The sequence below is a fragment of the Arthrobacter zhangbolii genome (assembly GCF_022869865.1).
Classification (GTDB): Bacteria; Actinomycetota; Actinomycetes; order Actinomycetales; family Micrococcaceae; genus Arthrobacter_B; species Arthrobacter_B zhangbolii.
The window spans coordinates 2,038,747-2,063,518 of sequence record NZ_CP094984.1 but is presented as its reverse complement, the minus strand read 5'-3'; the positions used below and the strand labels follow the sequence as shown (position 1 = coordinate 2,063,518).

General features: G+C 65.4%; 24 protein-coding genes. 18 read left to right on the top strand and 6 right to left on the bottom strand.

Translation table 11 applies throughout. The features are described 5' to 3' along the window. The first annotated feature begins 32 nt into the window (after positions 1–32). Positions 33–947 carry a pyridoxal 5'-phosphate synthase lyase subunit PdxS gene (gene pdxS, locus MUK71_RS09550; RefSeq protein WP_227901702.1) on the top strand — a complete coding sequence of 305 codons (915 nt, stop codon included), beginning with the start codon at positions 33–35 and terminating at the stop codon, positions 945–947. A gap of 89 nt (positions 948–1,036) precedes the next feature. Here the strand turns inward: pdxS and MUK71_RS09545 are convergent, their stop codons facing one another. Then, positions 1,037–3,061 carry a M3 family metallopeptidase gene (locus MUK71_RS09545; protein ID WP_227927722.1) on the bottom strand — a complete coding sequence of 675 codons (2,025 nt, stop codon included), beginning with the start codon at positions 3,059–3,061 and terminating at the stop codon, positions 1,037–1,039. A 167-nt stretch (positions 3,062–3,228) separates the two neighbouring features. Here MUK71_RS09545 and MUK71_RS09540 point away from each other — a divergent pair, with 167 nt between their 5' ends. The 8 genes from MUK71_RS09540 to MUK71_RS09505 all read left to right on the top strand — a co-directional run bounded on the left by MUK71_RS09540 (position 3,229) and on the right by MUK71_RS09505 (position 9,593). Next, a complete protein-coding gene (locus MUK71_RS09540; RefSeq protein ID WP_227927723.1) occupies positions 3,229–4,434 on the top strand; it encodes a CapA family protein in 1,206 nt (401 codons plus the stop codon). Positions 4,435–4,785: 351 nt separating this feature from the next. Then, on the top strand, positions 4,786–6,207 hold the full coding sequence (locus MUK71_RS09535; RefSeq protein ID WP_227927724.1) for an HNH endonuclease: 1,422 nt from the start codon (positions 4,786–4,788) through the stop codon (positions 6,205–6,207). A gap of 100 nt (positions 6,208–6,307) precedes the next feature. After that, entirely contained in the window at positions 6,308–6,856 is a 549-nt protein-coding gene (locus MUK71_RS09530; RefSeq protein ID WP_227927725.1) for an NUDIX hydrolase, read from the top strand. A 51-nt stretch (positions 6,857–6,907) separates the two neighbouring features. Next, the gene (locus MUK71_RS09525) at positions 6,908–7,657 is read left to right on the top strand and encodes a phosphotransferase (RefSeq protein ID WP_227927726.1); all 750 of its coding nucleotides are present in this window, start codon (positions 6,908–6,910) and stop codon (positions 7,655–7,657) included. A gap of 76 nt (positions 7,658–7,733) precedes the next feature. Next, positions 7,734–8,021: a DUF1905 domain-containing protein gene (locus tag MUK71_RS09520; protein ID WP_227927727.1), complete on the top strand. Its 288-nt coding sequence runs from the start codon at positions 7,734–7,736 to the stop codon at positions 8,019–8,021. Between the two features lie 41 nt (positions 8,022–8,062). After that, the gene (locus MUK71_RS09515; RefSeq protein ID WP_227927728.1) at positions 8,063–8,665 is read left to right on the top strand and encodes a class I SAM-dependent methyltransferase; all 603 of its coding nucleotides are present in this window, start codon (positions 8,063–8,065) and stop codon (positions 8,663–8,665) included. A gap of 184 nt (positions 8,666–8,849) precedes the next feature. Continuing rightward, positions 8,850–9,248 (top strand): hypothetical protein, encoded by a 399-nt coding sequence (locus MUK71_RS09510; protein WP_227927729.1) that lies wholly within the window; start codon positions 8,850–8,852, stop codon positions 9,246–9,248. A 135-nt stretch (positions 9,249–9,383) separates the two neighbouring features. Further along, on the top strand, positions 9,384–9,593 hold the full coding sequence (locus MUK71_RS09505) for a hypothetical protein (RefSeq protein WP_227927730.1): 210 nt from the start codon (positions 9,384–9,386) through the stop codon (positions 9,591–9,593). A 104-nt stretch (positions 9,594–9,697) separates the two neighbouring features. Here MUK71_RS09505 and MUK71_RS09500 read toward each other — a convergent pair whose 3' ends face one another. Together MUK71_RS09500 and MUK71_RS09495 are read right to left on the bottom strand one after the other, a co-directional pair. Beyond that, positions 9,698–10,444, bottom strand: coding sequence for a type 1 glutamine amidotransferase (locus tag MUK71_RS09500; protein ID WP_227927731.1), 747 nt, complete (start codon positions 10,442–10,444; stop codon positions 9,698–9,700). After that, positions 10,441–11,712 carry a Mur ligase family protein gene (locus MUK71_RS09495; protein ID WP_227927732.1) on the bottom strand — a complete coding sequence of 424 codons (1,272 nt, stop codon included), beginning with the start codon at positions 11,710–11,712 and terminating at the stop codon, positions 10,441–10,443. Before MUK71_RS09495 ends, MUK71_RS09500 begins: the two co-directional genes overlap by 4 nt. Before the next feature lie 98 nt (positions 11,713–11,810). On the opposite strand from MUK71_RS09495, the gene pdxT reads away from it, so the two are divergent. The 9 genes from pdxT to MUK71_RS09450 all read left to right on the top strand — a co-directional run bounded on the left by pdxT (position 11,811) and on the right by MUK71_RS09450 (position 21,631). Further along, positions 11,811–12,557 carry a pyridoxal 5'-phosphate synthase glutaminase subunit PdxT gene (gene pdxT / locus MUK71_RS09490; protein ID WP_227927733.1) on the top strand — a complete coding sequence of 249 codons (747 nt, stop codon included), beginning with the start codon at positions 11,811–11,813 and terminating at the stop codon, positions 12,555–12,557. Between the two features lie 3 nt (positions 12,558–12,560). Further along, positions 12,561–13,319 carry a YebC/PmpR family DNA-binding transcriptional regulator gene (locus MUK71_RS09485; protein ID WP_227927734.1) on the top strand — a complete coding sequence of 253 codons (759 nt, stop codon included), beginning with the start codon at positions 12,561–12,563 and terminating at the stop codon, positions 13,317–13,319. A gap of 12 nt (positions 13,320–13,331) precedes the next feature. After that, positions 13,332–13,931, top strand: coding sequence for a crossover junction endodeoxyribonuclease RuvC (gene ruvC / locus MUK71_RS09480; protein ID WP_227901725.1), 600 nt, complete (start codon positions 13,332–13,334; stop codon positions 13,929–13,931). Between the two features lie 73 nt (positions 13,932–14,004). Further along, positions 14,005–14,631, top strand: a complete 627-nt coding sequence (gene ruvA, locus MUK71_RS09475) for a Holliday junction branch migration protein RuvA (protein ID WP_227927735.1) — start codon at positions 14,005–14,007, stop codon at positions 14,629–14,631. A 1-nt stretch (position 14,632) separates the two neighbouring features. After that, entirely contained in the window at positions 14,633–15,727 is a 1,095-nt protein-coding gene (ruvB, locus tag MUK71_RS09470) for a Holliday junction branch migration DNA helicase RuvB (protein WP_227901727.1), read from the top strand. Between the two features lie 103 nt (positions 15,728–15,830). Beyond that, a complete protein-coding gene (locus MUK71_RS09465) occupies positions 15,831–16,268 on the top strand; it encodes a preprotein translocase subunit YajC (protein ID WP_341482008.1) in 438 nt (145 codons plus the stop codon). Positions 16,269–16,361: 93 nt separating this feature from the next. After that, complete coding sequence (gene secD / locus MUK71_RS09460) at positions 16,362–18,089, top strand: protein translocase subunit SecD (RefSeq protein WP_227901730.1); 1,728 nt, start codon at positions 16,362–16,364, stop codon at positions 18,087–18,089. Beyond that, on the top strand, positions 18,089–19,102 hold the full coding sequence (gene secF / locus MUK71_RS09455) for a protein translocase subunit SecF (protein WP_227901732.1): 1,014 nt from the start codon (positions 18,089–18,091) through the stop codon (positions 19,100–19,102). Before secD ends, secF begins: the two co-directional genes overlap by 1 nt. Positions 19,103–19,252: 150 nt before the next feature. Then, on the top strand, positions 19,253–21,631 hold the full coding sequence (locus tag MUK71_RS09450; RefSeq protein WP_269436284.1) for a RelA/SpoT family protein: 2,379 nt from the start codon (positions 19,253–19,255) through the stop codon (positions 21,629–21,631). A gap of 21 nt (positions 21,632–21,652) precedes the next feature. Here the strand turns inward: MUK71_RS09450 and MUK71_RS09445 are convergent, their stop codons facing one another. The 3 genes from MUK71_RS09445 to MUK71_RS09435 all read right to left on the bottom strand — a co-directional run bounded on the left by MUK71_RS09445 (position 21,653) and on the right by MUK71_RS09435 (position 24,608). Beyond that, on the bottom strand, positions 21,653–22,270 hold the full coding sequence (locus MUK71_RS09445) for a type IV toxin-antitoxin system AbiEi family antitoxin (RefSeq protein ID WP_227927736.1): 618 nt from the start codon (positions 22,268–22,270) through the stop codon (positions 21,653–21,655). A gap of 95 nt (positions 22,271–22,365) precedes the next feature. Beyond that, positions 22,366–23,796, bottom strand: a complete 1,431-nt coding sequence (locus tag MUK71_RS09440) for a DUF349 domain-containing protein (protein ID WP_227927737.1) — start codon at positions 23,794–23,796, stop codon at positions 22,366–22,368. A gap of 53 nt (positions 23,797–23,849) precedes the next feature. Continuing rightward, on the bottom strand, positions 23,850–24,608 hold the full coding sequence (locus tag MUK71_RS09435; RefSeq protein ID WP_227927738.1) for a peptidylprolyl isomerase: 759 nt from the start codon (positions 24,606–24,608) through the stop codon (positions 23,850–23,852). Positions 24,609–24,772: the final 164 nt, after the last annotated feature.

The following is a 24,772-nucleotide window of genomic DNA, read 5'->3' as shown; positions in this document are numbered from 1 at the left end:
TCCCAGAACGCCCTCTATGTGAAGAGAACCAGATGCCAAACGAAGCCGGCCAGCCCCAGTCCTCCGTCCTCACCGGCGGCACCCGCGTTAAACGCGGGATGGCCGAAATGCTGAAGGGCGGCGTCATTATGGACGTCGTCACCGCTGAACAGGCCCGGATTGCCGAAGATGCCGGTGCCGTGGCCGTGATGGCGCTGGAACGGGTTCCGGCCGATATCCGTGCCCAGGGCGGGGTATCCCGGATGAGTGATCCGGACATGATCGACAGCATTATCAGTGCCGTCAGTATCCCGGTGATGGCCAAGGCCCGGATTGGGCATTTCGTGGAAGCGCAGGTGCTGCAGTCCCTGGGCGTCGACTACATTGACGAGTCCGAGGTCCTGACCCCGGCCGACTATGCCAACCACATCGACAAGTGGAAGTTCACGGTTCCCTTTGTCTGCGGTGCCACCAACCTGGGCGAGGCGCTCCGGCGCATCAACGAGGGCGCCGCGATGATCCGTTCGAAGGGCGAAGCCGGCACCGGAGACGTTTCCAATGCCACGATGCACATGCGGGTCATCCGCTCGGAGATCGCCCGGCTCTCCTCGCTGCCGGAGGACGAACTGTATGTGGCTGCCAAGGAACTGGCAGCGCCCTACGAGCTGGTGAAGGAAGTGGCCGCCGCGGGCAAACTTCCCGTGGTGCTCTTCACCGCCGGTGGAATCGCCACCCCCGCCGATGCGGCCATGATGATGCAGCTTGGCGCCGACGGGGTGTTTGTGGGCTCGGGCATCTTCAAATCCGGAAACCCGGAACAGCGGGCTGCCGCGATCGTGAAGGCCACTACCTTCTACGACGATCCGGATGAAATAGCCAAAGCCTCGCGCGGACTGGGCGAAGCCATGGTGGGCATCAACGTGGACGAGCTTCCACAGCCGCACCGCCTGGCGGAGCGCGGCTGGTAGCAGCGGTCCGGCGTCACCCGGGTGCATAAACGCGCAGGCGGGAACCGGATGCGGTTCCCGCCTGCACGTTTTTGCGGACCTGCCGGGGACTAGGCCAGTCCGCGGCGTTCAAGCAGCGGCTGGATGTCTGCATCCCGGCCGCGGAAGTTCCGGAAGGCCTGCAGCGGGTCAATGCTGTTGCCCTTCGAGAGCAGTTCGGTGCGGAACCGGTCCCCGTTCTCCCGGGTCAGGCCACCGTTCTCCTTGAACCACTCCACCGTGTCGGCGTCGAGTACTTCGCTCCAGATGTAGGCGTAGTACGCCGCTGCGTACCCGCCGGCGAAAATGTGCTTGAAGTAGCCGGTGCGGTAACGCGGCGGAACCAGTTCCAGGTCCACCCCGGCGTCCGCGAGGGCCCGGGCCTCGAACGCTTCCGGGTCCGCAACCGTCTCCCCGGGAGTTAGTTCATGCCAGGCCAGGTCCAGGAGGGTGGCACCAAGGTACTCCGTGGTGGCGAAGCCCTCGCCCCACACGGCGGCAGCCAGAACCTTGTCGATGACGTCCTGCGGCAGCGGCTCGCCGGTGACGTGGTGCCGGGCGAAGTTGGCGACGACCTCCGGCCAAAGCATCCACATTTCGTTGACCTGGGAAGGGTATTCCACAAAGTCCCGCGGTACGGCGGTGCCGGAGAACTGCGGATAGGTGACATCGGAGAAGAGTCCGTGCAGTGCGTGGCCGAACTCGTGGAATGCGGTAACCACCTCGTCGAAGGTGAGCAGGGTGGGTTCCCCGGCCGACGGTTTCGGGATGTTCAGGTTGTTGATGACCACTGGCGGTTCATCCAGCAGGCGCGACTGGTGCACCAGGGAATTCATCCACGCGCCGCCGTTTTTGGTGTCGCGCGTGTAGTAGTCACCCAGGAACAGGCCCAGTCCGGTGCCGTCGGCATTCTTTACTTCCCAAACCCGCACGTCCGGGTGGTAGCCGGGCAGGTCGGTGCGCTCGGTGAAGCTCAGCCCGTACAGACGGTTGGCGGCGTAGAAAACACCCTCCTGCAGCACACGCTCGAGCTCGAAATAAGGGCGCAGGGCGGCGAGGTCGACGTCGAACTTCTCCTTCCGCACCTGCCCGGAGTAGTACGCCCAGTCCCAGGCTTCCAGCTCGTTCCCGTCGCGGCGGGCAGCCTCGCGCAGCTCCTCCGCCTCGGCTTTCGCGTTGCGCACCGCGGCCGGCGCCAGCTTGTCCAGCATCTCGTGGATGGCGGCGAGGGACGGTGCGGTCTGGTCATCCGTGGCGTACTCCGCGTGGTTCGCAAACCCAAGCAGGGCTGCCTTCTCCGCCCGAAGAGCCGCCATTTCCGCGGCGATGGACAGGGTGTTGTTGCCGTTGTCCCGGAATCCGCGCTGGAGTGAAGCGGTGTGCAGGCGGCGGCGGGTTTCCCGGTTGGTTAGTGCGGAAAGCGCCGGCTGCGGGGTGGGAAGCACCAGGGACAGCAGGTACTTGCCCGGGTGCCCTGCGGCGTCGGCGGCCGCCGCTGCTGCGGCGATGTCGTCATCCGGCAGGCCGTCCAGCTCGGCGGCGGACTCCACCACCAGGGCCGAATCGTTGGTGTCCCTGAGCAGCCGCTGGGAAAAGTCCGTGGAGAGCTCCGACAGCCGTGCGTTCAGTTCGCGCATACGCGCCTGCCCGGCGTCGTCGAGCTCCGCCCCGGCGCGGACGAAGCGGCGGCGGTACTCGGAGACCAGGCGTGCCTGTTCCTCGTTCAAGCCCGTCTCCTGCCCGGCAACCGCCTGTACGCGCTCGAAGAGGGCGCGGTTGAGGTAGATGGCGTCCTCGTGGGCGGCGAGCTTCGGGCTGATCTCCTGCTGGATGCGCTGCACTCCGTCGGTGGCATGGGCGGCGCACAGAGTGAAGAACACGACGGCGGTGCGTCCAAGTGCCTGCCCGGAGGACTCGAGTGCTGCGATGGTGTTGTCGAAATCAGGGGCCTGGGGGTTGCCCGCTATGGCCCGGATCTGTTCAGCGTGTTCCCGGATGCCGGCGTCGAATGCAGGCAGGAAATCATCTTCGGAGACCTGCTCAAACGGGGGAAGCTGATAGGGGAGGCTGCTGGCGGAAAGGAAAGGGTTGTCCATAAGCCCCAAGACTGGCACAGCGGGCCGGCCCAAACCAATGTGACCGTGGCGTAGGATCAGTCCGATTCCCCGCCGCCGGCAGTCGCAGGCCTGGGGCTGATTCCGTGGGGGAAGACATGAAACGTAGGTTGGGTACGGGGGTACCGGGCCGTTCGGTCAGATCAACGGTGACAGGAACGCTCCTGCTGGCACTGGTGCTGGCCGGCTGCATGGGAGCGCCGGAGCCCGACGGTGCGGGAGAGCCATCCGGCAGGGCGCCGTCGTCGTCGGTTGCCCCGACCCCACCCTCGCCTACCGCTGATCCGTCCATTCCCGGCAAGGGACCGGCGTGCCCGACGGCAAACTGCTTTTCGCTGATGCTGGCCGGGGATCTGCTGGTCCACCCGCAGCTGTGGGACCAGGCAGCGGCGGACGCTGCGGCCACCGGCAAGGGTCCGCTGGATTATGAACCGCTGCTGGCCGGGCAGGAAGCCTATATTGCGGCGTCCGATCTGGCGGTGTGCCATATGGAGACCCCGGTGGCGGAACCGGACGGGCCCTACGCCGGCTACCCCATGTTCAACGTTCCGCCACAGATCCTCACCGCTGCCGCCTCTGCGGGGTATCAGGCCTGTACTACGGCGAGCAACCACACAATGGATGCCGGCACGGCGGGACTGAACCGGACGCTGGGGGTGCTTGATTCGCTGGGCATGGAGCACACCGGGTCCTACGCATCGGAGGCCGATGCGGGCAAACCAATGATCCTTCCAACGGAAGGCGGCAGCGTGGCCGTCATCGAGGCCACCTATGGGTTGAACGGACTTCAGGCCGAGTATCCCTGGCAGGTGGATATGCTCGACGCCGGCATGATGATCGCCAAGGCGCGTACCGCACGCGACCAGGGCGCCGACGTCGTTGTGGGTGCCATCCACGCCGGAGACGAATATGCCTCCGCGCCCAACACCCAGCAGGTGGAAACGGCGCATGCCCTGGCGGACAGCGGGGAGTTCGACTTTATCTACGGCCACCACACGCATTCGGTGCTGCCGATCGAGAACTACAACGGCACGTGGATTGTGTACGGGCTGGGCAATGCCGTCACGGAGCTTTCGCCCTGGTACGACGTGAACAACGAAGGCCTGATCGTGCGGGCCCAGTTTGCCCGCGACGACGACGGCGCATGGACCGTGAGCGATCTGGCCTGGGCCCCGTCGGTCATTGTGCGCGACCCGTACCGCTGGTGTTCCGTGGCCGCCGATCTGCCGCAGGGCGAGTGTGCGTCGTCGGCGCAGCGGGAAGCAGTGCGGGCGCGGACCATTCCGGTGGTCGAGTCCATGGGTGCTGCCGGGGCCGGGGCACAAGAATGGCTGGTGACGCAGGATCCGCAGTAGGCGCCGGCGGGTGTAGGGTGCCGGGTGCCGGGCTGGCGGGGCCGGGTGTCGGGTGCCGGGCTGGCGGAGCCGGGTGTCGCGGGCGGGGGAGTAGGGGCGATCCGGGTGGCGTGGCCGCTCCAAGGTGCGGCCCGTCCTCCACAGGCGCGCGGCGGCCACGACTTACCAACAGGGGACAGTTTCGTGTTCCAGGCGTCGTGATCAAACCATAAACTCGAACACATGTTCGAATTATCGACACACGCCGCGGAAGTTCCTCAGCCACCCCGTGCCCCGTTCCGAGCACCAAATGCCAGGCCCCTGACCGATGCTGAGGCGTCTCCGGCCACTGTTTCGGCATGGATCGGCAGATTGTCGAATCGCGCTTTCCTCACGGCTGTCGCCGAGGAGACTGATGCAGGGCTGGTGGATCGCCTTCGCCTCCTGGAAGAACTTAAGGCGGCCGCCAGCGCCGCACAGGCCCGGATCGCCGTCGCGCTTGACGCCTCCGTGCGCGGTGCGCATGCGCAGGCCGGGATTCCGCCGGAGCATCAGGGCAGGGGAGTTGCCGCCCAGCTTGCGCTGGCCCGGCGGGAATCACCGGCGCGGGGCGGGCGGATCCTGGGCTTCGCCAATGCCCTCGGGAAGGAAATGCCCTGCACGCTGCGGGCATTGTCCGAGGGGATCATCAGTGAATGGCGGGCCACCCTGATCGTGCGCGAAACCGCCTGCCTGTCGGTGGAAGACCGCAGCACCGTGGACCGGGAAGTGGCCGGGGACCCGGCCCTGCTGGAAGGACTTGGCGACAGGCGCCTGATTGCCCGGATCCGTAAACTCACCTACCGCATCGACCAGCAGGCCTTGGTGCGCCGGGCGGCCAAAGCAGCGGCGGACCGGTATGTCTCCTGCCGGCCCGCACCGGACACGATGACGTATCTGACCGGCCTGCTGCCTGTCGCCCAAGGCGTCGCCGTCTACGCCGCGCTAAGCCGTGCCGCAGATTCGCTGCGGGCGCGTGGTGATACGAGGGGCCGCGGACAGATCATGGCCGACACCATGGTGGAACGGATCACCGGGCAGGCCAGGGCTGACCGCGTTCCGCTGGAAGTCCAGTTGGTGATGACCGACCGCACGCTGCTCAGCGGATCCGGCGAGCCTGCGCATCTGCAGGGATACGGGATCGTTCCTGCCGGATCGGCACGGGCTGCCGCAGCCTTGGCGGCATCCAGTGGAGACAGCAATCCGGGAGTCATGCCGGGAGGCAGTTCCGCAGCGCCTCTGGGAGGCAGTTCCGCAGCGCCTCTGGGAGGCAGTTCCGCAGCGCCTCTGGGAGACAGAGCCGCACCGTCACTGCCGGACAATACGGCATCTCACCCGCGGGACGTCGCCGCGGAAGTTGCCGGTCCGGCAGGTCTTTGGCTCCGGCGGCTGTACACCGCGCCCGGTTCCGGTGACCTCGTGGCAATGGATTCCAAGGCGCGTTATGCTCCGGAATCCCTTGCCCGGTTTATTGAAACACGGGATCAGTTCTGCCGGACACCGTGGTGCAGTGCACCTATCCGCCACCGCGACCACGTCAGGGCGCACAGGTCCGGCGGAAGCACGGATACAGCTAATCTGCAGGGTTTGTGCGAAGCCTGCAATCAGGCGAAAGAATCCCCAGGTTGGACAGCGGCGGTGATGGAGTCCACTGCCCGTCCGCCGATCGGCCGTTTTCCGGAACGGCATACTGTGGAAATCACTACGCCAACGGGGCACAGCTACCGTTCCATGGCCCCGCCCCTCCCTGCATGACCTATCGGGTGATCGGCGACGTCCCTGTATCCGCTTCGGAGCGGTTGAGCCGAAACTCTGCTGCTCAGTGACTCATTGCCGTGTGCGGCAAAATGACAGTATGCCCCTCGAAGATCTACTTACCCATCTGCGGACCCTTCCCGATTCAAAGCAGAAAGAAGCGTATCTGCGCTTCCTGAATGCAATGGGAGACGCCGCGCTACGCAAGGATGGCGGCCCGGAACATGTCACCGGGTCCTGCTTCGTCTTTTCACCCGGATTCGAGCACGTTCTCCTGTGTTTCCACCGCAAGGGCCGCTTCTGGGTGCAGTTCGGCGGCCATATCGAGCCGGAAGACGCAACGGTGGCCGAAGCCGCCCAAAGGGAGGCCCGCGAGGAATCCGGACTTGGCGCTCTTGCCCTGCTCTCGCCAGCAATCATTGATCTCGACCGGCACGAGTTGCAGGGCGGTTTCACCTGTTCAGCACATTGGGACGTGGGGTTCGCTGCGGTCATCAGCCCGGATGCCGTAACCACTGTGAGCGATGAAAGCGAGGCCAACCGCTGGTTCCCGGTCAGCGAATTGCCGGCCCAGCTTCCGAAGGGATTCCACGAACGGCTGGATTACGTGCGGCGCACGGCTATGGCTCTGCCGGAGGCACGGTGCTGAACGCCGTGTGTCCAGGGCATTCCCTGGAGGAGTGACGGCTAGCATCGGGTGATGGATGGGGAGCAGCTACTCGAAGGCGGCAACGTCGCGGCCGCCGTTGTGCGGATTGGGGATACGGTCCGAAAGCCGTGGACAGAATCGACGCCACACGTATTCGAACTGATGACCGCGGTCCGGAAGGCCGGCGTAGACGTCCCCGCGGTCCTGGGCAGGGATGAGCAGGGCCGGCAAATCACCGAATTCATACCCGGACGGCTTGCCCTCGAATCGCCTCCGCTCACGCATGCGGAGCTTCGCCGGGTTGGAGCAATAGTCCGTGCCATCCATGATGCGAGCGAAACGTTCGTGCCCTCCCCTGAAGCGAAATGGGCCGGAGCAATCCCGTCCCCGGGAAACAACCTGGTCTGTCATAACGATCTGGCTCCTTGGAACCTCCTTATCGGTGACCGCTGGGTGTTCATTGACTGGGATGCTGCCGCACCCAGCACGCGACTATGGGATCTCGCCTATGCTGCCCAGGCGTTTACGCTCTCAGACACGACGTTGGCACCGGAGCGGGCGGCGGGAAATCTGGTTGCGTTCGTTGACGGTTACGGGGCGGAACGGGGCCTTCGGGAGCAGTTGCCGGAAGCAATGCACCAGCGCGCTGCGGCCATGCACCACCTGCTGGAGTCTTCGCACGCCACGGGCCGTGAACCCTGGGGATCCATGTACGTTCAGGGCCACGGGGAACACTGGCGGGCTGCCACGGACTATGTTCATGTCCATCAGAAGATATGGACAGCAGCACTGTTGGGCTAGCACATCAGAAACGTCGGCCGACGCCGGGGCGCCGCCACGGCGCTTACAGGCGGCGGTTCCAACTGCAGGGGGGCTTATGAGCACTGAGACAGGACCGATGGATCTGCACTTCACAGCTCCGATCGGCATGCACATCAAGGGTGATGTCTGGTCCTGCGTCGAAATCCCGGACTCGAAGAATCTGTTCGGCACGGGCAAAGCCGTCAAGGTCGCTGCAACGGTGGACGGGGAACCGGTACGCGCGGCCCTGATGCCTACCGGCACCGGAGGCCACATGCTCTCGGTCAGCGCCAAGCTGCGGAAGAAGATCGGGAAGGACATCGGCGACGACGTCGTCGTATCGGTTTCGGAGCGGCTCTCCTGAGTTCCGGGGCGCGCCGTCAGCTGCCCGCTAGGCTCAACGGCATGGGCAGTGATGAATCCACCCGATCGGCGTATGGGGCGCGGGCGGCCGAATACACCAGCCTGCTGGGATCCATCGAGGATACGCACGAGCTGGATCGGCAGCGCATCGGCGATTGGGCAGCAGATATTGAGGGCCGGGTAGTGGACGCCGGGTGCGGGCCCGGCCAGTGGACCGACTTCCTCCACCGGGGCGGAACGATGGTCCAGGGGATCGATTTTGTCCCCGAATTCATTCAGAGTGCCCGCCTGCGCTTTCCCGGTGTGCCTTTTCGCGTCGCCTCGTTCCGCCAGATGGGCGTACCTGATGATTCATTGCACGGCGTGCTGGCCTGGTATTCGCTCATTCATGTCCCGCCTGACGAGCTCTCTTTGGTGTTCGCGGAGATGGGGCGCGCCCTGGTCCGGGGCGGACGGATTCTCATCGGATTCTTCGACGGACCTCCCGGGACACCTTTTCCGCATGCCGTGAGCACGGCTTACTACTGGTCCGTCGAAGCGATGGGACAGTTACTAGCCGAAGCGGGGTTCGAGGTGCTTGAGGTGGAAACGCGCCGGGATCCCGGCAAACGGGCCCACGCCGCCATGACTGCTGCCTTGGTCTGACTCGGTGGGGTGCTGGAATGTCTGACAGTTTTCGGAACGGCACGCATCGGGTCCCGGCTGCGTACGCGGCTAGTATTGGCACCCGGGGGAAGGCGGAGATATGAGGGTGGGGAAGCTCTTAGGCCTGCTCGGTCTCGCGATGCTGCTGTGCGGAACCGTATCAGGCGGCCTGGCGGGAGCAGCGGTGAGCATAGCGTCCGAATTCCAGGCACGTTCCCACCCCTCGTTTGCGGGCTGGAGTTCCGGGACGTCGTGGCCGGGAGTGGCGGTGGTCTATGCGGTCACGGGCGCGCTTGTTGGTGCGGGCGCCGCACTGGTCAGCTTTCTTGGCGCAGCCATAGGACTGCTGGTGCAGGACACGGTACGCCCGGGACATTCGCGAAGGTCTCCGGCTTCGGCGGCCGGAATGGGAGCCGGTATGTTCACCGCCGCCGCAGCCGCCCTGGTGCGTCCGGGCGGGGGATCGGCTCTCGCACTCCTTTTCATCGGTATCGGGCTCAGCCTTCTGAGCGGAATCACGACGGCGCTCCTGGCGGGTTATGCCGGCAGGTATCTGAAGCGCAGAACTTCCGACGGGTACTGACGCGGCGGCAGGGGCGGCTACTGACGCGGCGGCAGGGGCGGCCGCGGGCACGTGCGCCAGCACGAGCGCCCGGTGCGTGCCCGGACCGGGGGCAGGAGATTCGCCGGCTCCACCATGGGCGGATAGGCTGCGGGCATGAACACGACCCGCGAGTACCGCCCGGCTTTCTTCATTATCGGTGCAGCGTTGCTGGGGGCGCTGGCCGTGATCCTGACACCGGGGTTGTTCGAGAACTTCGGGTCCGTCCGGCTCGTCACAGTCCTGGTCCTGACTGCCGGTGCACTCTGTTTCGCGGTCGCCGCCTCGCGGAGCCGACGCATGGGCCCGGGAACCGGCACGGACTAGGAAAGCCGCGACGCCGGCTCGAGGCGCCCCGGACCCTACCGCGGTCGCTGCCCGGACGCTAGCGCGGACGCTGCCCGGACGGAGTCCCGAAGGCGCCCCGGACGCTAGCGCGGACGCTGCCCGGCGTGCTGGCGGGCCAGGTCGGAAAGCTTGGACAGGTCAGCAAGATCCTCTTCGGACCGCGGCACCGGCGCAAAGCTGCCGAACTTCCGGACCGCTGCCTGCTCGATCAGGAAATCCGCAATGGCCGGATTCTTCGGCAGCAGTGAACCGTGCAGGTAGCTGGCCACCACGTTCTTATACCGGGCGCCCTCGGTGCTGTCCTTGGTGTTGTTGCCTTCGCCCTTGCGGACTTCGGCCAACGGCTCGACGCCGGGACCGAGGAAGGTCTGGCCGCTGTGGTTCTCGTAGCCATGGATCTCGCCGAACTCGCTGCTGACCGAGAGGACGTTGCCGATCAGCCGGACATCCCCGCCGTGGGTTTCCAGATCCAGGATCCCGATCCCCGGAATCAGCGTCCCTTCGTGGGTCTTGAAGAACTTTCCGAAGAGCTGGTAGAGCCCGCAGATCACCAGCATCGGCAGGCCGTCGTCGGCCAGCTTACGGAGGGTGGGGGCAAGCTGCTGGAGGTCCTGCTGGATCACTACCTGTCCGCTGTCCTGGCCGCCGCCGCCCACAATGATGTCGACGTCGGACGGGAACTCGTCGCCGGCGTTGTATTCCTCGACGACTGGGGAGTAGCCGTACCACTTCAGCCGCTGCTTGAGCACCAGGACATTGCCCCAGTCCCCGTAAATGTTCATTTCCCGCGGGTACAGCTGCAGGATCCTGATCGTACGGTCCGCACTCATGAGACCACCTCCACCTTCGTGATCTTGGAGAGCTCCCGACGCACGGCCAGCATGGCGGTGTACGTGCAGAAGATCCGCATGGGGACCCCGGGGGAGTCCTTGATAAAACGTTTCAGGCCATCGGTAATGTCCGGCTCGATGGTGCGGACGGGCACGTCGTCATACTTCAGGCGCAGCGCCATGTCGTAGGCCCGCACGCCGCTCACCACGTCGACGCCGCCGTCGGCCAGCGATTCGAAGTCCACGTCCCACAGCCAGGACATGTCCCGGCCGTCGGCGTAGTTGTCATTGATAGCGATCATGGTCGAGTACCCGTGCGCCGCGAAGGACTTCAGGCCAAGGCGGAAGCCGCTGGGGTTCTTCACCAGCACCAGTTCCAGCGGCTGGCCGTTGACGGTCAGGGATTCCCCGCGCCCGAAGGCCGGCTCAACATTGGCCAGTGCCTCGAACAGGGCGTCGGAATCCAGGTCGGCGCCCTTGATGGTCCGTGCAAAGGCCAGTGCGGCTGCGGCATTAAAGATGTTGTAGACCCCGCGCAGCTTCAGTCCCGAGGACCGCACCTGGCCGTCCACCAGGAAGTCGGCGTCGGCCTCGCCCACGCGCTGCAGGACGACGTCGGCCTCCTGGGTGGCCGCGAGGGCCTCGGCCAGGCTGCCGCGCATCTCGTCGTCGTTGGGGAAGGTGCTGCGCAGTGATGCGTCCAGTCCGAAGTACACGGCGCGCTGTCCGTTCAGGGACTCTGCAATGCCGGCCACCCGGGGGTCTTCGCGGTTCAGCACCACGGTCTCGGTGGTGGCGCGGGCAATCTGCTCCAGCAGCCGGGTGGTCTTATCGATTTCGCCGAACCGGTCCAGCTGGTCCCGCAGTACGTTCAGCAGCAGGCTGTAGCGGGGCCGGATCAGCTTCACGAAGTGCACCGCATGTGCCTCATCCAGTTCCAGGACGGCAATATCGGCATCGAGCCGGCCGCGGAGGTTCACCTCTCCCAGCAGGGCGGCCGCCACACCGCGGGTGAAGTTGCTGCCGGTGCGGTTGGTAAAGACCTTCAGGCCCTGGCTTTCGAGCAGCTCCACCACCATTTTGGTGGTGGTGGTTTTGCCGTTGGTTCCGGAGACGACGGCGACGCCGAGCGGCAGGTCCGCGAGGGTGCGGCGGATGAAGTCGGGATCGATTTTCTCCACCACCAGGCCCGGCAGGGCGGAACCGCCGCCGCGCAGTTTGGAGGCACTGCGGACCAGTTTTCCGACCAGGATGGAGAAAGAACTCATGGTTACTGAATATAGCGCACGGCCATATCTCCGGACGCTGCGGGCCGTTGCCCGGCCGGGGTACCGTGGGCGTGCGCCGGGCTGCCTAGAATAAGGCAATGACCAACTTCACAGGTTCCCCCGGCACAGGCCTGCTGGTGGGGGTCCTGGCACTGCAGGGCGGCGTGCGTGAACATGCGGCGGCCATCGCGGCGACGGGGGCAGCCGCTGTTCCCGTCCGCCGTCCCGGCGACCTGGAGGGGTTGTCCGGGCTGGTGCTGCCGGGCGGGGAATCCACCACCATAGGCAAGCTGCTGCGCGCCTACGGTCTGGCGGACCCGCTCGAAGATGCCATCTCCGGAGGGTTCCCGGTATACGGATCCTGTGCCGGGCTGATTCTGCTGGCGGACCATCTGGTGGATCCGGCCACTGATCGTGACGGGCGTCCACAGGAAACCCTTGGGGGACTGGATATCCTGGTGCGCCGAAACGCCTTCGGGCGCCAGCGCGAGTCCTTTGAAACACAGCTTGTGTTCGACGGCCTGGATTCCCTTCCTTCACTGCCTCCCGGCGCAGAGCCGCCCCCGGTCCAGGCAGTGTTTATCCGGGCACCCGAAGTGGAGAAGGCAGGCGACTCGGTGCGCGTCCTGGCCCGGGTCCGGGATGCGCAGCCTGGTCCCGTTCCGCTCCCTTCCATGAACCGGTCAGCGGATCCGGGCATGGTTTCGGCGCCGGAACCGGATTCGGTCGCTAGAATTGTGGCAGTGCGTTCAGGGAATCTGCTGGCAACCTCTTTCCATCCGGAAATAACGGGGGAGCTCCGCATCCATGAACTATTTATCCAGATGATCAGAGGAGAAGCGTAGAGCATGTCGGGCCACTCTAAATGGGCAACCACCAAGCACAAGAAGGCCGTAATTGATGCCAAGCGCGCCAAGTCCTTCGCCAAGCTGATCAAGAACATCGAAGTTGCAGCACGTGCCGGCGGAGCCGACATGGCGGGCAACCCGGCCCTTGAACTGGCCGTGTCCAAGGCCAAGAAGACGTCCGTGCCGATCGACAACATCAACCGTGCCGTCAAGCGCGGCGCCGGCCTGCTCGGCGAGGCCGTCGACTACCAGACCATCATGTACGAAGGCTACGGACCCCAGGGCTCGGCCCTGCTGATCGAGTGCCTCACGGACAACAAAAACCGTGCCGCCTCCGAGGTGCGCCTGGCGGTTACCCGCAACGGCGGCAACATGGGCGATCCCGGATCCGTGGCCTACATGTTCACCCGCAAGGGTGTGGTCAACCTGCCCAAGAACGGCCTGACCGAGGATGATCTGCTGATGGCCGTCCTGGACGCCGGAGCCGATGAGGTCAAGGAATCCGGGGAGAACTTCGAGATCATTTCCGAGCCGCAGGACCTGCGCGCCGTCGTGGGTGCCCTGGAGGAAGCCGGCATCGACTACGAAACGGATGAAGCGGAGTTCGTTCCGTCCATGCACGTGTCCCTGGATGCCGATGCAGCCCGGAAGTTCCTGAAGCTGGTTGACGCGCTCGAAGACCTCGACGACGTCCAGAACGTGTACTCCAACGCAGACATCCCGGCCGCCGTGATGGCCGAGCTTGAAGAAGACGACTAAGCAGCCCGCTCAGTGTCTTTACGCGTCCTGGGGGTGGACCCCGGCCTGACCCGCTGCGGCCTCGGAGTAGTAGAGGTCGAAGGGAACCGCCGGGCCACCCTTGTGGCCGTGGGAGTTGTCGGCACAGTGGCAGGAACGGCGCTGGACGCCCGCCTGCTGGTGATTTCCGAAGCGATCGAACTGTGGCTGGACACCCACCGGCCTGATGTCCTCGCCGTGGAACGGGTGTTCAGCCAGCTCAACGTCAGCACCGTCATGGGCACCGCCCAGGCCTCGGGCGTCGTTATTGCCGCCGCGGCACGGCGCGGGATCCCCGTGGCGCTGCACACCCCCACCGAGGTGAAGGCCGCGGTCACGGGGTCCGGCTCGGCGAATAAGGACGCGGTGGGCAAGATGGTCACCAAGATCCTCCGGCTGGATGAAATGCCCAAACCGGCCGACGCCGCCGACGCCCTGGCCCTGGCCATCACCCACGCCTGGCGCCGCGGCGTCGCCGGCCCCGGACCTACGGCAGGTTCGGCCTCCAGGGGTGCCGCGCCGGCATCGGGACAGACCCCGGCCCAGCGGCTGTGGGCCGAGGCGGAAGCCCGGGCAAAACGCGGAAGCTACTGATCAGCACGGCAATGCGGGCGCCAGCAAGTAGGGTATTCGTAGATATGTTCTATACAGCCTCTGGAGTTCCTTCATGATCAGTTCCCTCCGCGGGGTCGTTTCGCACGTCGGCCTCACCTCCGCCGTCATTGATGTGCACGGGCTCGGGATGCTGATCCAGGCCACCCCGCAGACCCTGGCAACCCTGCGCACGGGCAATGAAGCGTTCATCCACACCGCCATGATTGTCCGTGAGGACTCCATGACGCTCTACGGGTTCACCGACGCGGACCAGCGGGAGGTCTTCGAAATCCTCCTGGGCGTCAGTGGCGTCGGACCGCGGATCGCGCTGGCCGTCCTGGCCGTGCATACCCCCGAAGCCATCCGGGTGGCGGCGTCCAGCGGGGATGACAAAGCCTTCAGCAAGGTCTCCGGCATCGGGCCCAAGGGAGCCCGCCGGATTGTCCTGGAACTGGCGGACAAGCTGGTGCCCCACGGCACCGTGGAGAACCCGGCCGCCCCGCGCTGGCAGGAGCAGGTCCTTGCCGCCATGACCGGACTGGGCTGGTCCGAGAAGGATGCCACCGCCGCCATCGAGGACACCGCCGCTGAATACCCGGACATCGCGGCCGCCGGGAACGTCGGGGAAATCCTGAAACTGACCCTGCGCCGGCTGGGTACCGACGGCGCCCGGACCGCTTCGCGCCGGAAGGCCGGCTGACGTGCCTACCGCTGATTCCCTGGTTGCCCCCGGCCCGGATCCGGACGACAAAGCCATTGAAGCGGCCCTTCGGCCCAAGAATCTTGATGATTTCGTGGGGCAGAAACGCGTCCGCGAACAGCTCTCCCTGGTCCTGGAAGCATCCCGCCTGCGCGGCCGCAGCGCAGACCACGTCCTGCTCTCCGGCCCTCCCGGCCTGGGCAAGACCACGCTCTCCATGATCATTGCCGCGGAAATGAACGCACCTCTGCGGATCAGTTCCGGCCCCGCTATCCAGCATGCCGGCGACCTCGCCGCGATTCTGTCCTCCCTGACCGAGGGGGAGGTGCTGTTCCTGGATGAAATCCACCGGATGTCCCGCCCGGCCGAGGAAATGCTCTACATGGCCATGGAGGATTTCCGGGTGGACATTGTGGTGGGCAAGGGAGCAGGAGCCACTGCCATCCCGCTGGAGCTTCCCCCGTTCACCCTGGTCGGTGCCACCACGCGGGCCGGCCTGCTGCCGGGCCCGCTGCGGGACCGCTTCGGTTTCACCGGTCACCTGGAGTTCTACTCCACCGACGAGCTGGAACTGGTACTGCGCCGCTCGGCCATGCTGATGGATATGAAGGTCAACTCGGCCGGCTTTGCCGAAGTGGCCGGCCGCTCCCGCGGTACGCCCCGAATCGCGAACCGGCTCCTGCGCCGCGTCCGGGACTGGGCCCTGGTGCACGGGGTCGAACAGATTGACGCCCGTTCGGCCGGTGCCGCCCTGGATATGTATGAAGTGGATGTGCTGGGCCTGGACCGGTTGGACCGGGCTGTGCTGACGGCGCTGATCACCAAGTTCAACGGGGGACCGGTGGGGCTGTCCACGCTGGCCATTGCCGTCGGCGAGGAACCCGAGACCGTGGAAACCGTCGCCGAACCGTATCTGGTCCGCGAAGGCCTGCTGGGCAGGACCCCGCGCGGACGGATTGCCACCCGTGCCGCCTGGGAGCACCTGGGGCTGCAGATGCCTGAACACGTCGCTGCGGCAATGCCGGCAAACATGTTCTCCGGACCGGGGATAAACACGTCCTCTTCGCCCGGCGACGGACTGGTCCCGGAAACTTAACAGGAGCCTTTCACGTTTTCCCCTTAGACTGGCCCTAGGCACGGTCTCGGCCCGGATGCCCGGATCTGCCACAACCTTCCTCAAAAGAAACGGATTTCCCCACGTGAATATCGCTGATCTCTTCATTCCCCTGCTTCTGGCGGTCTTCGTCATCATGATGTTCCGCAAGCAGAAGAAGACGACGCAGTCGGTGGCCCAGCAGCGCTCCCAGATGGTTCCGGGCACCGAGGTCATGACCCAGTTCGGGCTTTTCGGACGGATCGTTTCCGTGGACCAGGAGGAAAACAAGGCAGTCCTGGAACTTTCCCCGGGCAACACCGCCACCGTGCACCTGCAGGCGCTGACCAAGGTAGTTGTGCAGCAGCCCGCTGAAGAGGCAGAGGCCGAGGAAACCCCGCAGGTTCCCGACGATGCGTCCTCCCTGACCCTGGGCAAGGGTGCGGCACGGGATGCCGACGCCAATCAGGATGCCTCCGCCCGGAATGAGACGCCTGAAGAAACACTCAAGCGCCTGAGCCGCGACGATACAAAAGAGAACTAGACTCTCCACGAGCTAAGCAGGGCATTGCCGCCCTGCTTGCCTCACCGGAGCCCGCTCGGCGCCGGTGATCTTCGCCCCAAAGGAAAATTCCCTATGCCCCGTACCGGCCCCGGCTCGGCCGCGAAAAAGACGCTCATTTGGCTGGGCGTCATTTTTGCTGCCCTGGCCCTCCTGCTTGGTGGCGGCTCCATGTGGAGCAACGCCAGCTGGACCCCAAAACTTGCCCTCGACCTCGAGGGCGGCACCCAGATGATCCTTGCTCCCAAGGTTCAGGGAGCCAGCTCCGATATCAACGCCGAACAGCTGGAGCAGGCGGTGGAGATCATCCGCCAGCGTGTGGACGGCAGCGGTGTCTCCGAAGCCGAGATCAGCACGCAGTCCAACCGCAACGTGGTGGTCTCCCTGCCGGGTGTTCCCGATGCAGAGACACGTGAGCTGATCCAGGCCTCGGCGCAGATGGAGTTCCGCCCGGTCCTGGCCGGCGGCGGCGGGCAGGGTGCGGCAGTCACCGATCCGACACCGGCGGAGCAGTTGCCCACGCCCACGGCGGAGCCCACGGACGGATCCGATCCGAACTGGATCTCCCCGGAACTGCAGACCGAGTTCGAAACCACGGACTGCCTGAACCCGGACACCCTGGCCAATGCTGAACAGGCCGCTGCCGACCAGCCCATGGTCGCCTGCGAGCCCGGCACCGCCGGCAAGTACATCCTCGGCCCGGTGGAAGTTCCCGGTGCCGAGATTTCCACGGCCAGCTTCGGTATGGCGCAGGGAAACAACGGCATCTCCACCAACCAGTGGGCCGTCAACATCGAGTTCAACCGTGAAGGTACGGACACCTTCCGCCAGGTCACCGAGCGGCTGTTCGCGTTCCCGCAGGGCGATCCGCGGAACCAGTTCGCGATTGTCCTGGACGGGCAGATCATCTCGGCCCCCACGGTCAACGCCGTCATCACCGACGGCAAGCCGCAGATCACCGGCAACTTCACGCAGGAAAGCGCCGAGGCGCTGTCCGAGCAGCTGAAGTACGGCGCACTGCCCATCAGCTTCGAAATCCAGAGCGAACAGCAGGTCTCCGCCACCCTCGGTGCCGACCAGCTGCGGATGGGCATCATTGCCGGCCTGATCGGCCTGATTCTGGTGGCCGTCTACTCCCTGTTCCAGTACCGGGCCCTCGGGCTGGTGACCATCGCCTCGCTGGTGGTCGCCGGTGTGCTGACCTACCTGGCCATCGCCATCCTGGGCTGGAGCCAGAACTACCGGCTCTCGCTGGCCGGGGTGGCCGGTCTGATTGTCGCCATCGGCCAGACCGCTGACTCGTTCATCGTCTACTTTGAACGCATCCGTGATGAGCTCCGTGACGGACGCAGCCTGGTCTCGGCAGTGGACAACGGCTGGAAGCGCGCCAAGCGCACCGTGCTGGCGTCCAAGGCAGTAAACATTCTTGCCGCCGTCGTGCTCTACTTCGTGGCCGTTGGCAATGTCCGCGGGTTCGCGTTCACCCTGGGGCTGACGGCTATTGCCGACCTCATTGTGGTGTTTATGTTTACCCACCCGACCATGGTGCTGCTGGCCCGGACCAGGTTCTTCGGCGAAGGGCACCGGTTCTCCGGCCTGGATACCACCAAACTCGGCGCGGTGCCGCTGTACCGGGGTGCCGGACGCCTGCGTGAGCCAGGAGATTCTCCGGCACTGCGCGGCAAGAACAAGGCCGCCGCGAAGGAAGCTGAACGGCGCCTGACCATCGCAGAGCGGCGGCTTGCCGAGAAGCAGAACTCCATGGCCGGCAGCGGCCGCAGCTCCGAAAAGGACGGCGAGTAATGAGCAAGCTCCCCAGTTTCGCCGCATTCGGCAATGATCTGTACACCGGAAAGCGTTCCTACAACTTCGTTGGCAAAGCGAAGCTGTGGTTCCTGATCGCGGCTGCCGCGGTACTGCTTTCCATCCTGATCCCGGTAGCCAAGGGTGGATTCAACCTCGGTATCGAATTCCGCGGCGGTTCCGAGTTCACCGTCTCCAACGTCAGCAATACGGACGTCAGCCGCGGTGAGGAAGCCGTCGCCGAAGTGGCCGGGAGCTCCGACCCCAAGGTCACGAACATCGCCCCGGGCACCATGCGGATCCAGACCGAAAAGCTCAGCGATGACCAGACCATCCAGGTCAAGGAATCGCTGGCGGACACCTACGATGTCAGCCAGGACGAGGTGACCTCGACCTTCATCGGCCCCACCTGGGGCAGTGATGTGAGCCGGCAGGCACTGGTGGGCCTGATTGTTTTCGTGGCCCTGGCCGCGGTGCTGATGGCGCTGTATTTCCGGACCTGGAAAATGTCCCTGGCTGCCGTTACCGGACTGCTGGTGGTGATGGTGGTGACCGCCGGGGTGTACGCGCTGATCGGCTTTGAAGTCACGCCGTCCGCCATTATCGGTTTCCTGACGGTGCTGAGCTACTCGCTCTATGACACGGTGGTGGTCTTCGACAAGGTCCGGGAAAACACCAAGGACCTGGACAAGCGAACCAAGCGCACCTTCGCCGAGGAGGTGAACCTGGCCGTCAACCAGACCCTGGTCCGGTCCATCAACACCTCCGTGGTGGCGGTACTACCGGTGGCATCCATCCTGTTCATCGGTGCCCTGCTGCTGGGCGCCGGCACCCTGAAGGACCTGTCCCTGGCACTGTTTGTCGGGATCATCCTGGGCACCATTGCCACCATCTACGTTGCGGCGCCCATGTATGCATGGCTGCGCCGGAACGAGCCGGATATCCGCAAGCAGGCCAAGCGGGTAGCCGAACGCCGGGCCCTGGAAGCAAAGACCGAGACGGTCAACGCCTAGCCCGGGAGCATCAATCCACCTGCCAGGTTCCGTACTCCGCCCAAGGAGTACGGAACCTGCGGTTTAAGTGCGGCACAGGCAGGCTTAGACTGGTGGACAGGGCATTTTTGTGCAGCCGTCACGTGAACGTTGAGCACCAGCTTTTAAAGCATGGAAGAAAGGTCGGCAGTGGCCAACAGTGCAACGCCTGCCAATGAGGCAGGAAACGGCCGTACCACCGGGATTGCCAGTGGCACGGAGAGCGCCGCAGGTACTGAGGCTGCGGCGGTGGAGCCTGCTCCCAGGCCGGCAGCAGGCCGGCGCCACTCCACCCGGGCGCGCCTTGCCCGCCTGGCCGGCCGCGGCAACCCCGGCTACTCGCCGATGCTGGAGCCGCTGCTGCGCACTGTCCGGGTCAATAACCCGAGGGAAGACCTGGACCTGATCCAGCGGGCGTACGTGGTGGCCGAGCGCAGCCACGAGGGCCAGAAACGCAAGAGCGGCGATCCCTACATCACCCACCCCGTTGCCGTAGCCACCATCCTCGCTGAACTGGGGATGACGGGTACAACACTGGCCGCCGCCCTGCTGCATGACACCGTGGAGGACACCAGCTACACGCTGGAAGAGCTCCGCCGCGAGTTCGGCCCCGAAGTGGCCATGCTGGTGGACGGCGTGACCAAGCTGGACAAGGTCACCTTCGGCGACGCCGCGCAGTCCGAGACCGTCCGCAAAATGGTGGTCGCCATGGCCAAGGACATCCGCGTCCTGGTTATTAAGCTCGCCGACAGACTGCACAACGCCCGGACCTGGCGTTTCGTTTCCCCGGAGTCCTCCGCCAAAAAGGCCCGCGAAACCCTCGAAATCTTCGCCCCGCTGGCACACCGCCTGGGTATGAACACCATCAAATGGGAGCTGGAGGATCTCTCCTTCGCAGCGCTGCACCCCAAGGTGTATGACGAAATTGTGCGAATGGTCGGCGACCGGACCCCCGAGCGGGAGAAGTACCTAAGCACCGTGCGGTCCCAGATTGCCGATGACCTGCACGCGGTGAAGATCAAGGCCACCATTACGGGCCGGCCCAAGCACTATTACTCCATCTACCAAAAGATGATTGTGCGGGGCAAAGACTTCGACGATATCCATGACCTGATGGGCGTGCGCGTCCTGGTGGACTCGGTGCGTGACTGCTATGCGACCCTGGGTGCCCTGCACGCGCGATGGAATCCGCTGCCCGGGCGGTTCAAGGATTACATCGCGATGCCGAAGTTCAACATGTACCAGTCGCTGCACACCACGGTGATCGGGCCCGGCGGCAAGCCGGTGGAAATCCAGATCCGTACGCATGACATGCACCGCCGTGCCGAGTACGGTGTGGCCGCGCACTGGAAGTACAAGGACGGGAACAAGGCGCCCGAAACCGCTGATGACATGGGCTGGCTGCGCAGCCTGGTGGACTGGCAGCAGGAAACTTCGGATCCGGACGAGTTCCTGGACTCCCTGCGGTTCGAAATCAATGCCCGTGAAGTGTTTGTTTTTACCCCCAAGGGCGAGGTTATGGCCCTGCCTGCCGGGTCGACGCCGGTGGACTTTGCGTACGCGGTGCACACCGAGGTGGGTCACCGGACCATTGGCGCACGGGTCAACGGGAAGCTGGTTCCGCTGAACAGCGAACTCCAGCACGGCGACTGGGTGGAGATCTTCACGTCCAAGGCTGAAGGTGCCGGTCCCAGCCAGGACTGGCAGGGCTTCGTCAAGAGCCCGCGGGCACGCAACAAGATCCGCCAGTGGTTCACCAAGGAACGCCGTGAAGAGGCGATCGAAAAGGGCAAGGACCTGCTCACCCGCGGTATGCGCAAGCAGAACCTGCCGCTGCAGCGCCTGATGACCCATGACGCGCTGGTGGCTGTGGCGGAGGAACTGCACCATCAGGACATTTCCGCGCTTTACGCAGCCGTCGGCGACGGGCACACCTCGGCCCAGAATGTCATTGAGCATCTGGTCAACCTGATGGGCGGGCACCAGGGCGCCGAAGAGGACCTGGCCGAAACGCCGGTGTCCACGGCCGCCCGGCGTCCCAAGTTCACCGACTCCGGCGTTACGGTGCGCGGTGCCGGCGATGTGTGGATCAAGCTGGCCCGCTGCTGTACCCCGGTGCCGCCGGATCCGATCATCGGGTTCGTGACCCGGGGCTCCGGCGTCTCGGTGCACCGCAGCGACTGCCGCAACGTCCAGGAACTGCGGGCCGTGCCGGACCGCATTGTGCCGGTGGAATGGGCTCCGACCCAGTCCAGTGTTTTCCTGGTCGAAATCCAAGTCGAGGCGCTGGACCGCAAGAGCCTGCTCTCGGACGTCACGCGGGTGCTGTCCGAGAACCACGTGAATATCCTCTCTGCGAGCGTGAATACCTCCAGTGACCGGGTGGCCATGTCGAAGTTCGTGTTCGAGATGGGCGATCCGAAATACCTCAGCCACATCCTCAGCGCCGTCCGGAAGATCGACGGCGTGTTCGACGTCTACCGCACCACGGGGTCCCAGCGCCGGGTCTAGCCGCCGGATGACGGTGCCGGCTTATCCGCCCGGCGCCGACGCGGCATCGATGCGTTCCAGCGCGGCGGCTTTGCCCGGCACCCGCCGGCCTGCGTCCAGCGCCCGCCGGACCAGTTCCAGCCGGCAGCCCAGCGCGGGGTGGGCAGCGAGCCGGCGCAGTGCCGGGACAGCGTCCACGGTGCGCGCATGCAGGGCTATGTCGACGGCGGTTCGCAACGGAGACGTCACCGGCACCGTTCCCACCAGGACACGGTCCGCCGGACCGAGGAGCACTTCGTGCAGGACCGCCGTGCTGAAGGGGCGCAGCGCACCCGTGCGGCTGCGCCGGTCCGCCATCACATCCAGCCGCAGCGGCCGCGGGGCGCATCCGAAGATCCATGCCGCCGTCATCCTGCCCATGGTCAGCCGCGGCCGCAGTCCGGCGGGCAGTACCCGGGAAGCGGCCAAAGCGCGAATCACCGGGTCCGGCCGGACATCCCAGCGAACGTAGGTCTCGGCGTACACATGCCGCAGCAAGCCATCCATGGCCATTGCCTGCAGTTCGGCGTGGCCGAACGGCACACCCGCGGTAAACAGGGCCCCGCCCGTGGACGTGACCTGGGGGAGTGCTCCCGGCGAAGGGAAAAGCTGGACCGGCATGGACACCAGCGTGGTCCGTGGCCCGGCAATGCGAAAGCCCCGCCCCTCCGTTGTGGATAACGGAGAGGCGGGGCCGGATGCTTCGGAGGTAGCTGCTAGGCGAAGTCCTGTGCGGACTTCTGCAGCATGGCCAGCCACTGCTGACGGGCCTCGAGGGCCTCGCGTGCGTCGGCGATCTTCTTGGCGTTGCCGGCCTTCTCGGCATCGGCAAGATCCTGCTCCAGGGACGCGATGGTCGCCTCGAGCTGGGACAGCGCAGAGTTGGTGCGTGCCTTCGTCTCGGGGTTGCTTCGCTGCCAGTGCTCGTCTTCGGCGGCCTTTACTGCCTCTTCCACCTTGCGGATTCCGGCTTCCATTCGCCCCATGTCGGCGCGGGGCACCTTACCGGCGTCCTCCCAGCGCTCACGGATGGACTGAAGAGCCTTCCGGGCGGCGGCCAGGTCAGTGACCGGCAGCAGCCCCTGGGCTTCGGCAAGCAGTTCTTCCTTGACCACCAGGTTGGCGGCGAACTCCTCATCGATGACTTCATTCGCGGCCTGGCGGGCGGCAAAGAACTTGTCCTGGGCAGCACGGAAACGAGCCCACAGGGCGTCGTCGTCCTTGCGGCTGGCCCGCTTGGAGGCCTTCCACTCGTCCATCAGCTGCCGGTACTCAGCGGCGGTGTTGCCCCAGTCCGTGGAGGTGGACAGCTCTTCCGCACGGGCAATCAGTGCTTCCTTCGCGGACTTGGCGGAGGCGTTTTCACTGTCCAGCTGGGAGAAGTAGGCGCGGCGGTGCCGGTCGAACACCGTCCGGGCGGAGCGGAAACGCTTCCAGAGGGAATCCTCGGCGCTGCGGCCCAGCCGCGGACCGTTCTTCTGCGCGGACTTCCAGGCGTCGAAGAGCTCGTTCATCCGGTTGCTGCTGGTTTTCCACTGGATGCTCGCCGGGTCCTTGGCAGCAATCTCTTCAGCTTCGGCAACAATGGCTTCGCGGGCGGCAAGCTCCCGGGCCTTGATGGCTTCGGCTTCGGCGCGCTCGGCGGCCTCGGCCTCCTTCAGGGCGGTTTCCAGCGACTCGACCCGGGCGTCCAGTGCCAGCACGTCACCCACCATTTTGCGCTCGGCGATCTGCTGGGCCAGGTGCTTGAGGGTCTTGCGGATATCGGCGGCCGGGGCCTTGACCTGGATCCGCTGTTCCAGCAGCAGCAGCTGGCTGGCGGCGTCGTCGTACTTGCGGACGAAGTAGGCCAGCGCTTCGTCCTTGGACGCATCGGGGAACTGGCCAACGGGGAATTCCTCGCCGTCAACCAGGAGGAAGACGTGGCCGTCCTCTTCGACGCGGGCAAACCGGGCTGCTTCCGCCAGCGGCGTGGAGTGGGCTGCGGGAGCCGCTACCACCGGCTGTGCGGCAGCGGCGGGCCGGGGGCCCGCGGCGGCAGGGGTGGGGCGGCGACCTGCGAGGGCTGCCGGGCTGGGAGCGGCAGGCCGGCTCGTCTCCGGAGCGGTCTGGCCTGCTGTTTCGTCGGATTTCTGACTGTCTGTCACCGCTAAAAGTCTTTCACTCGATGGATGGCAGTTTGCGAAGCCCGCGCCGCCACTTAATTCAGGGTGAACGAATTGATCGTCACCCGGTCATTCGGTTGCCCATCGTCCGCCCCGGAAGCAATGCCCCGGGATGCGATGGACTCCACTACGTCAAGACCTGACGTTACCTTACCCATTATCGTGTAGCCGCCGGTTTCCTGCGTTATCACCGAATCCTTGTAAACGATGAAGAACTGTGTGCCGTGGCTGTCGCCGTCAGCTCCGCGGGCCACGGCGATGCTGCCTGCCGGGTAGAAACCATCCTCCGGCGTGTTCTCCACCGGCCCCCAAAGGAAGTCCTGATCGGCCTTGCCGTCACCGTTCTCGGAACCGCACTGCAGCACACCCATTTGCTCGGTGGCCGTCAGGCGGTGGCAGTCCTTGCCGTCGAAGTACCCGTCATCCGCGAGGGTCTTGAACACTGCTGCAGCCTGCGGGGCTGCATTACCGTCCAGCTCCACTCCCACCTCGCCCTGGCCCAATGCCAGTGACCCGGTGAAGGTCCTGCCCTCTGCCAGCGACTTATCCGGGATCTCCCTCGGCAGCCCCGACGCGGCCTGTTCCTTCACCAGCGCCAGTTCCTCGGCCGTGGGGTTGGAACTGAACCAGCTGATCTGCAGGGAGACGGCCAGGGCCAGGACCACGGCCGCAGCGGCACCCGCGAACAGGTTGTCCCGTTTCCGGCGCTGGGTCCGCGATGCGTCGAACGCCCGGCGGGCCTGGATCCGGGCCACCCGGCGCCTGTCTTCGCGGTTGGTGCGGTTTGCCGCCACCGTTGCCTCCTTGAGCAGGGTCGGGCCTCCCGGGTCCGCGCCCTGGCAGAAACGCGGTCTGCATCCAAGAGGCTAAAATGAGTGCCGCACATAGTTTACGCACGTCAGCGTGTGCATTTCTGTTTCGGCCGGGAGCGCTGCTGCCCGTGCCATCGCCCAGCTAA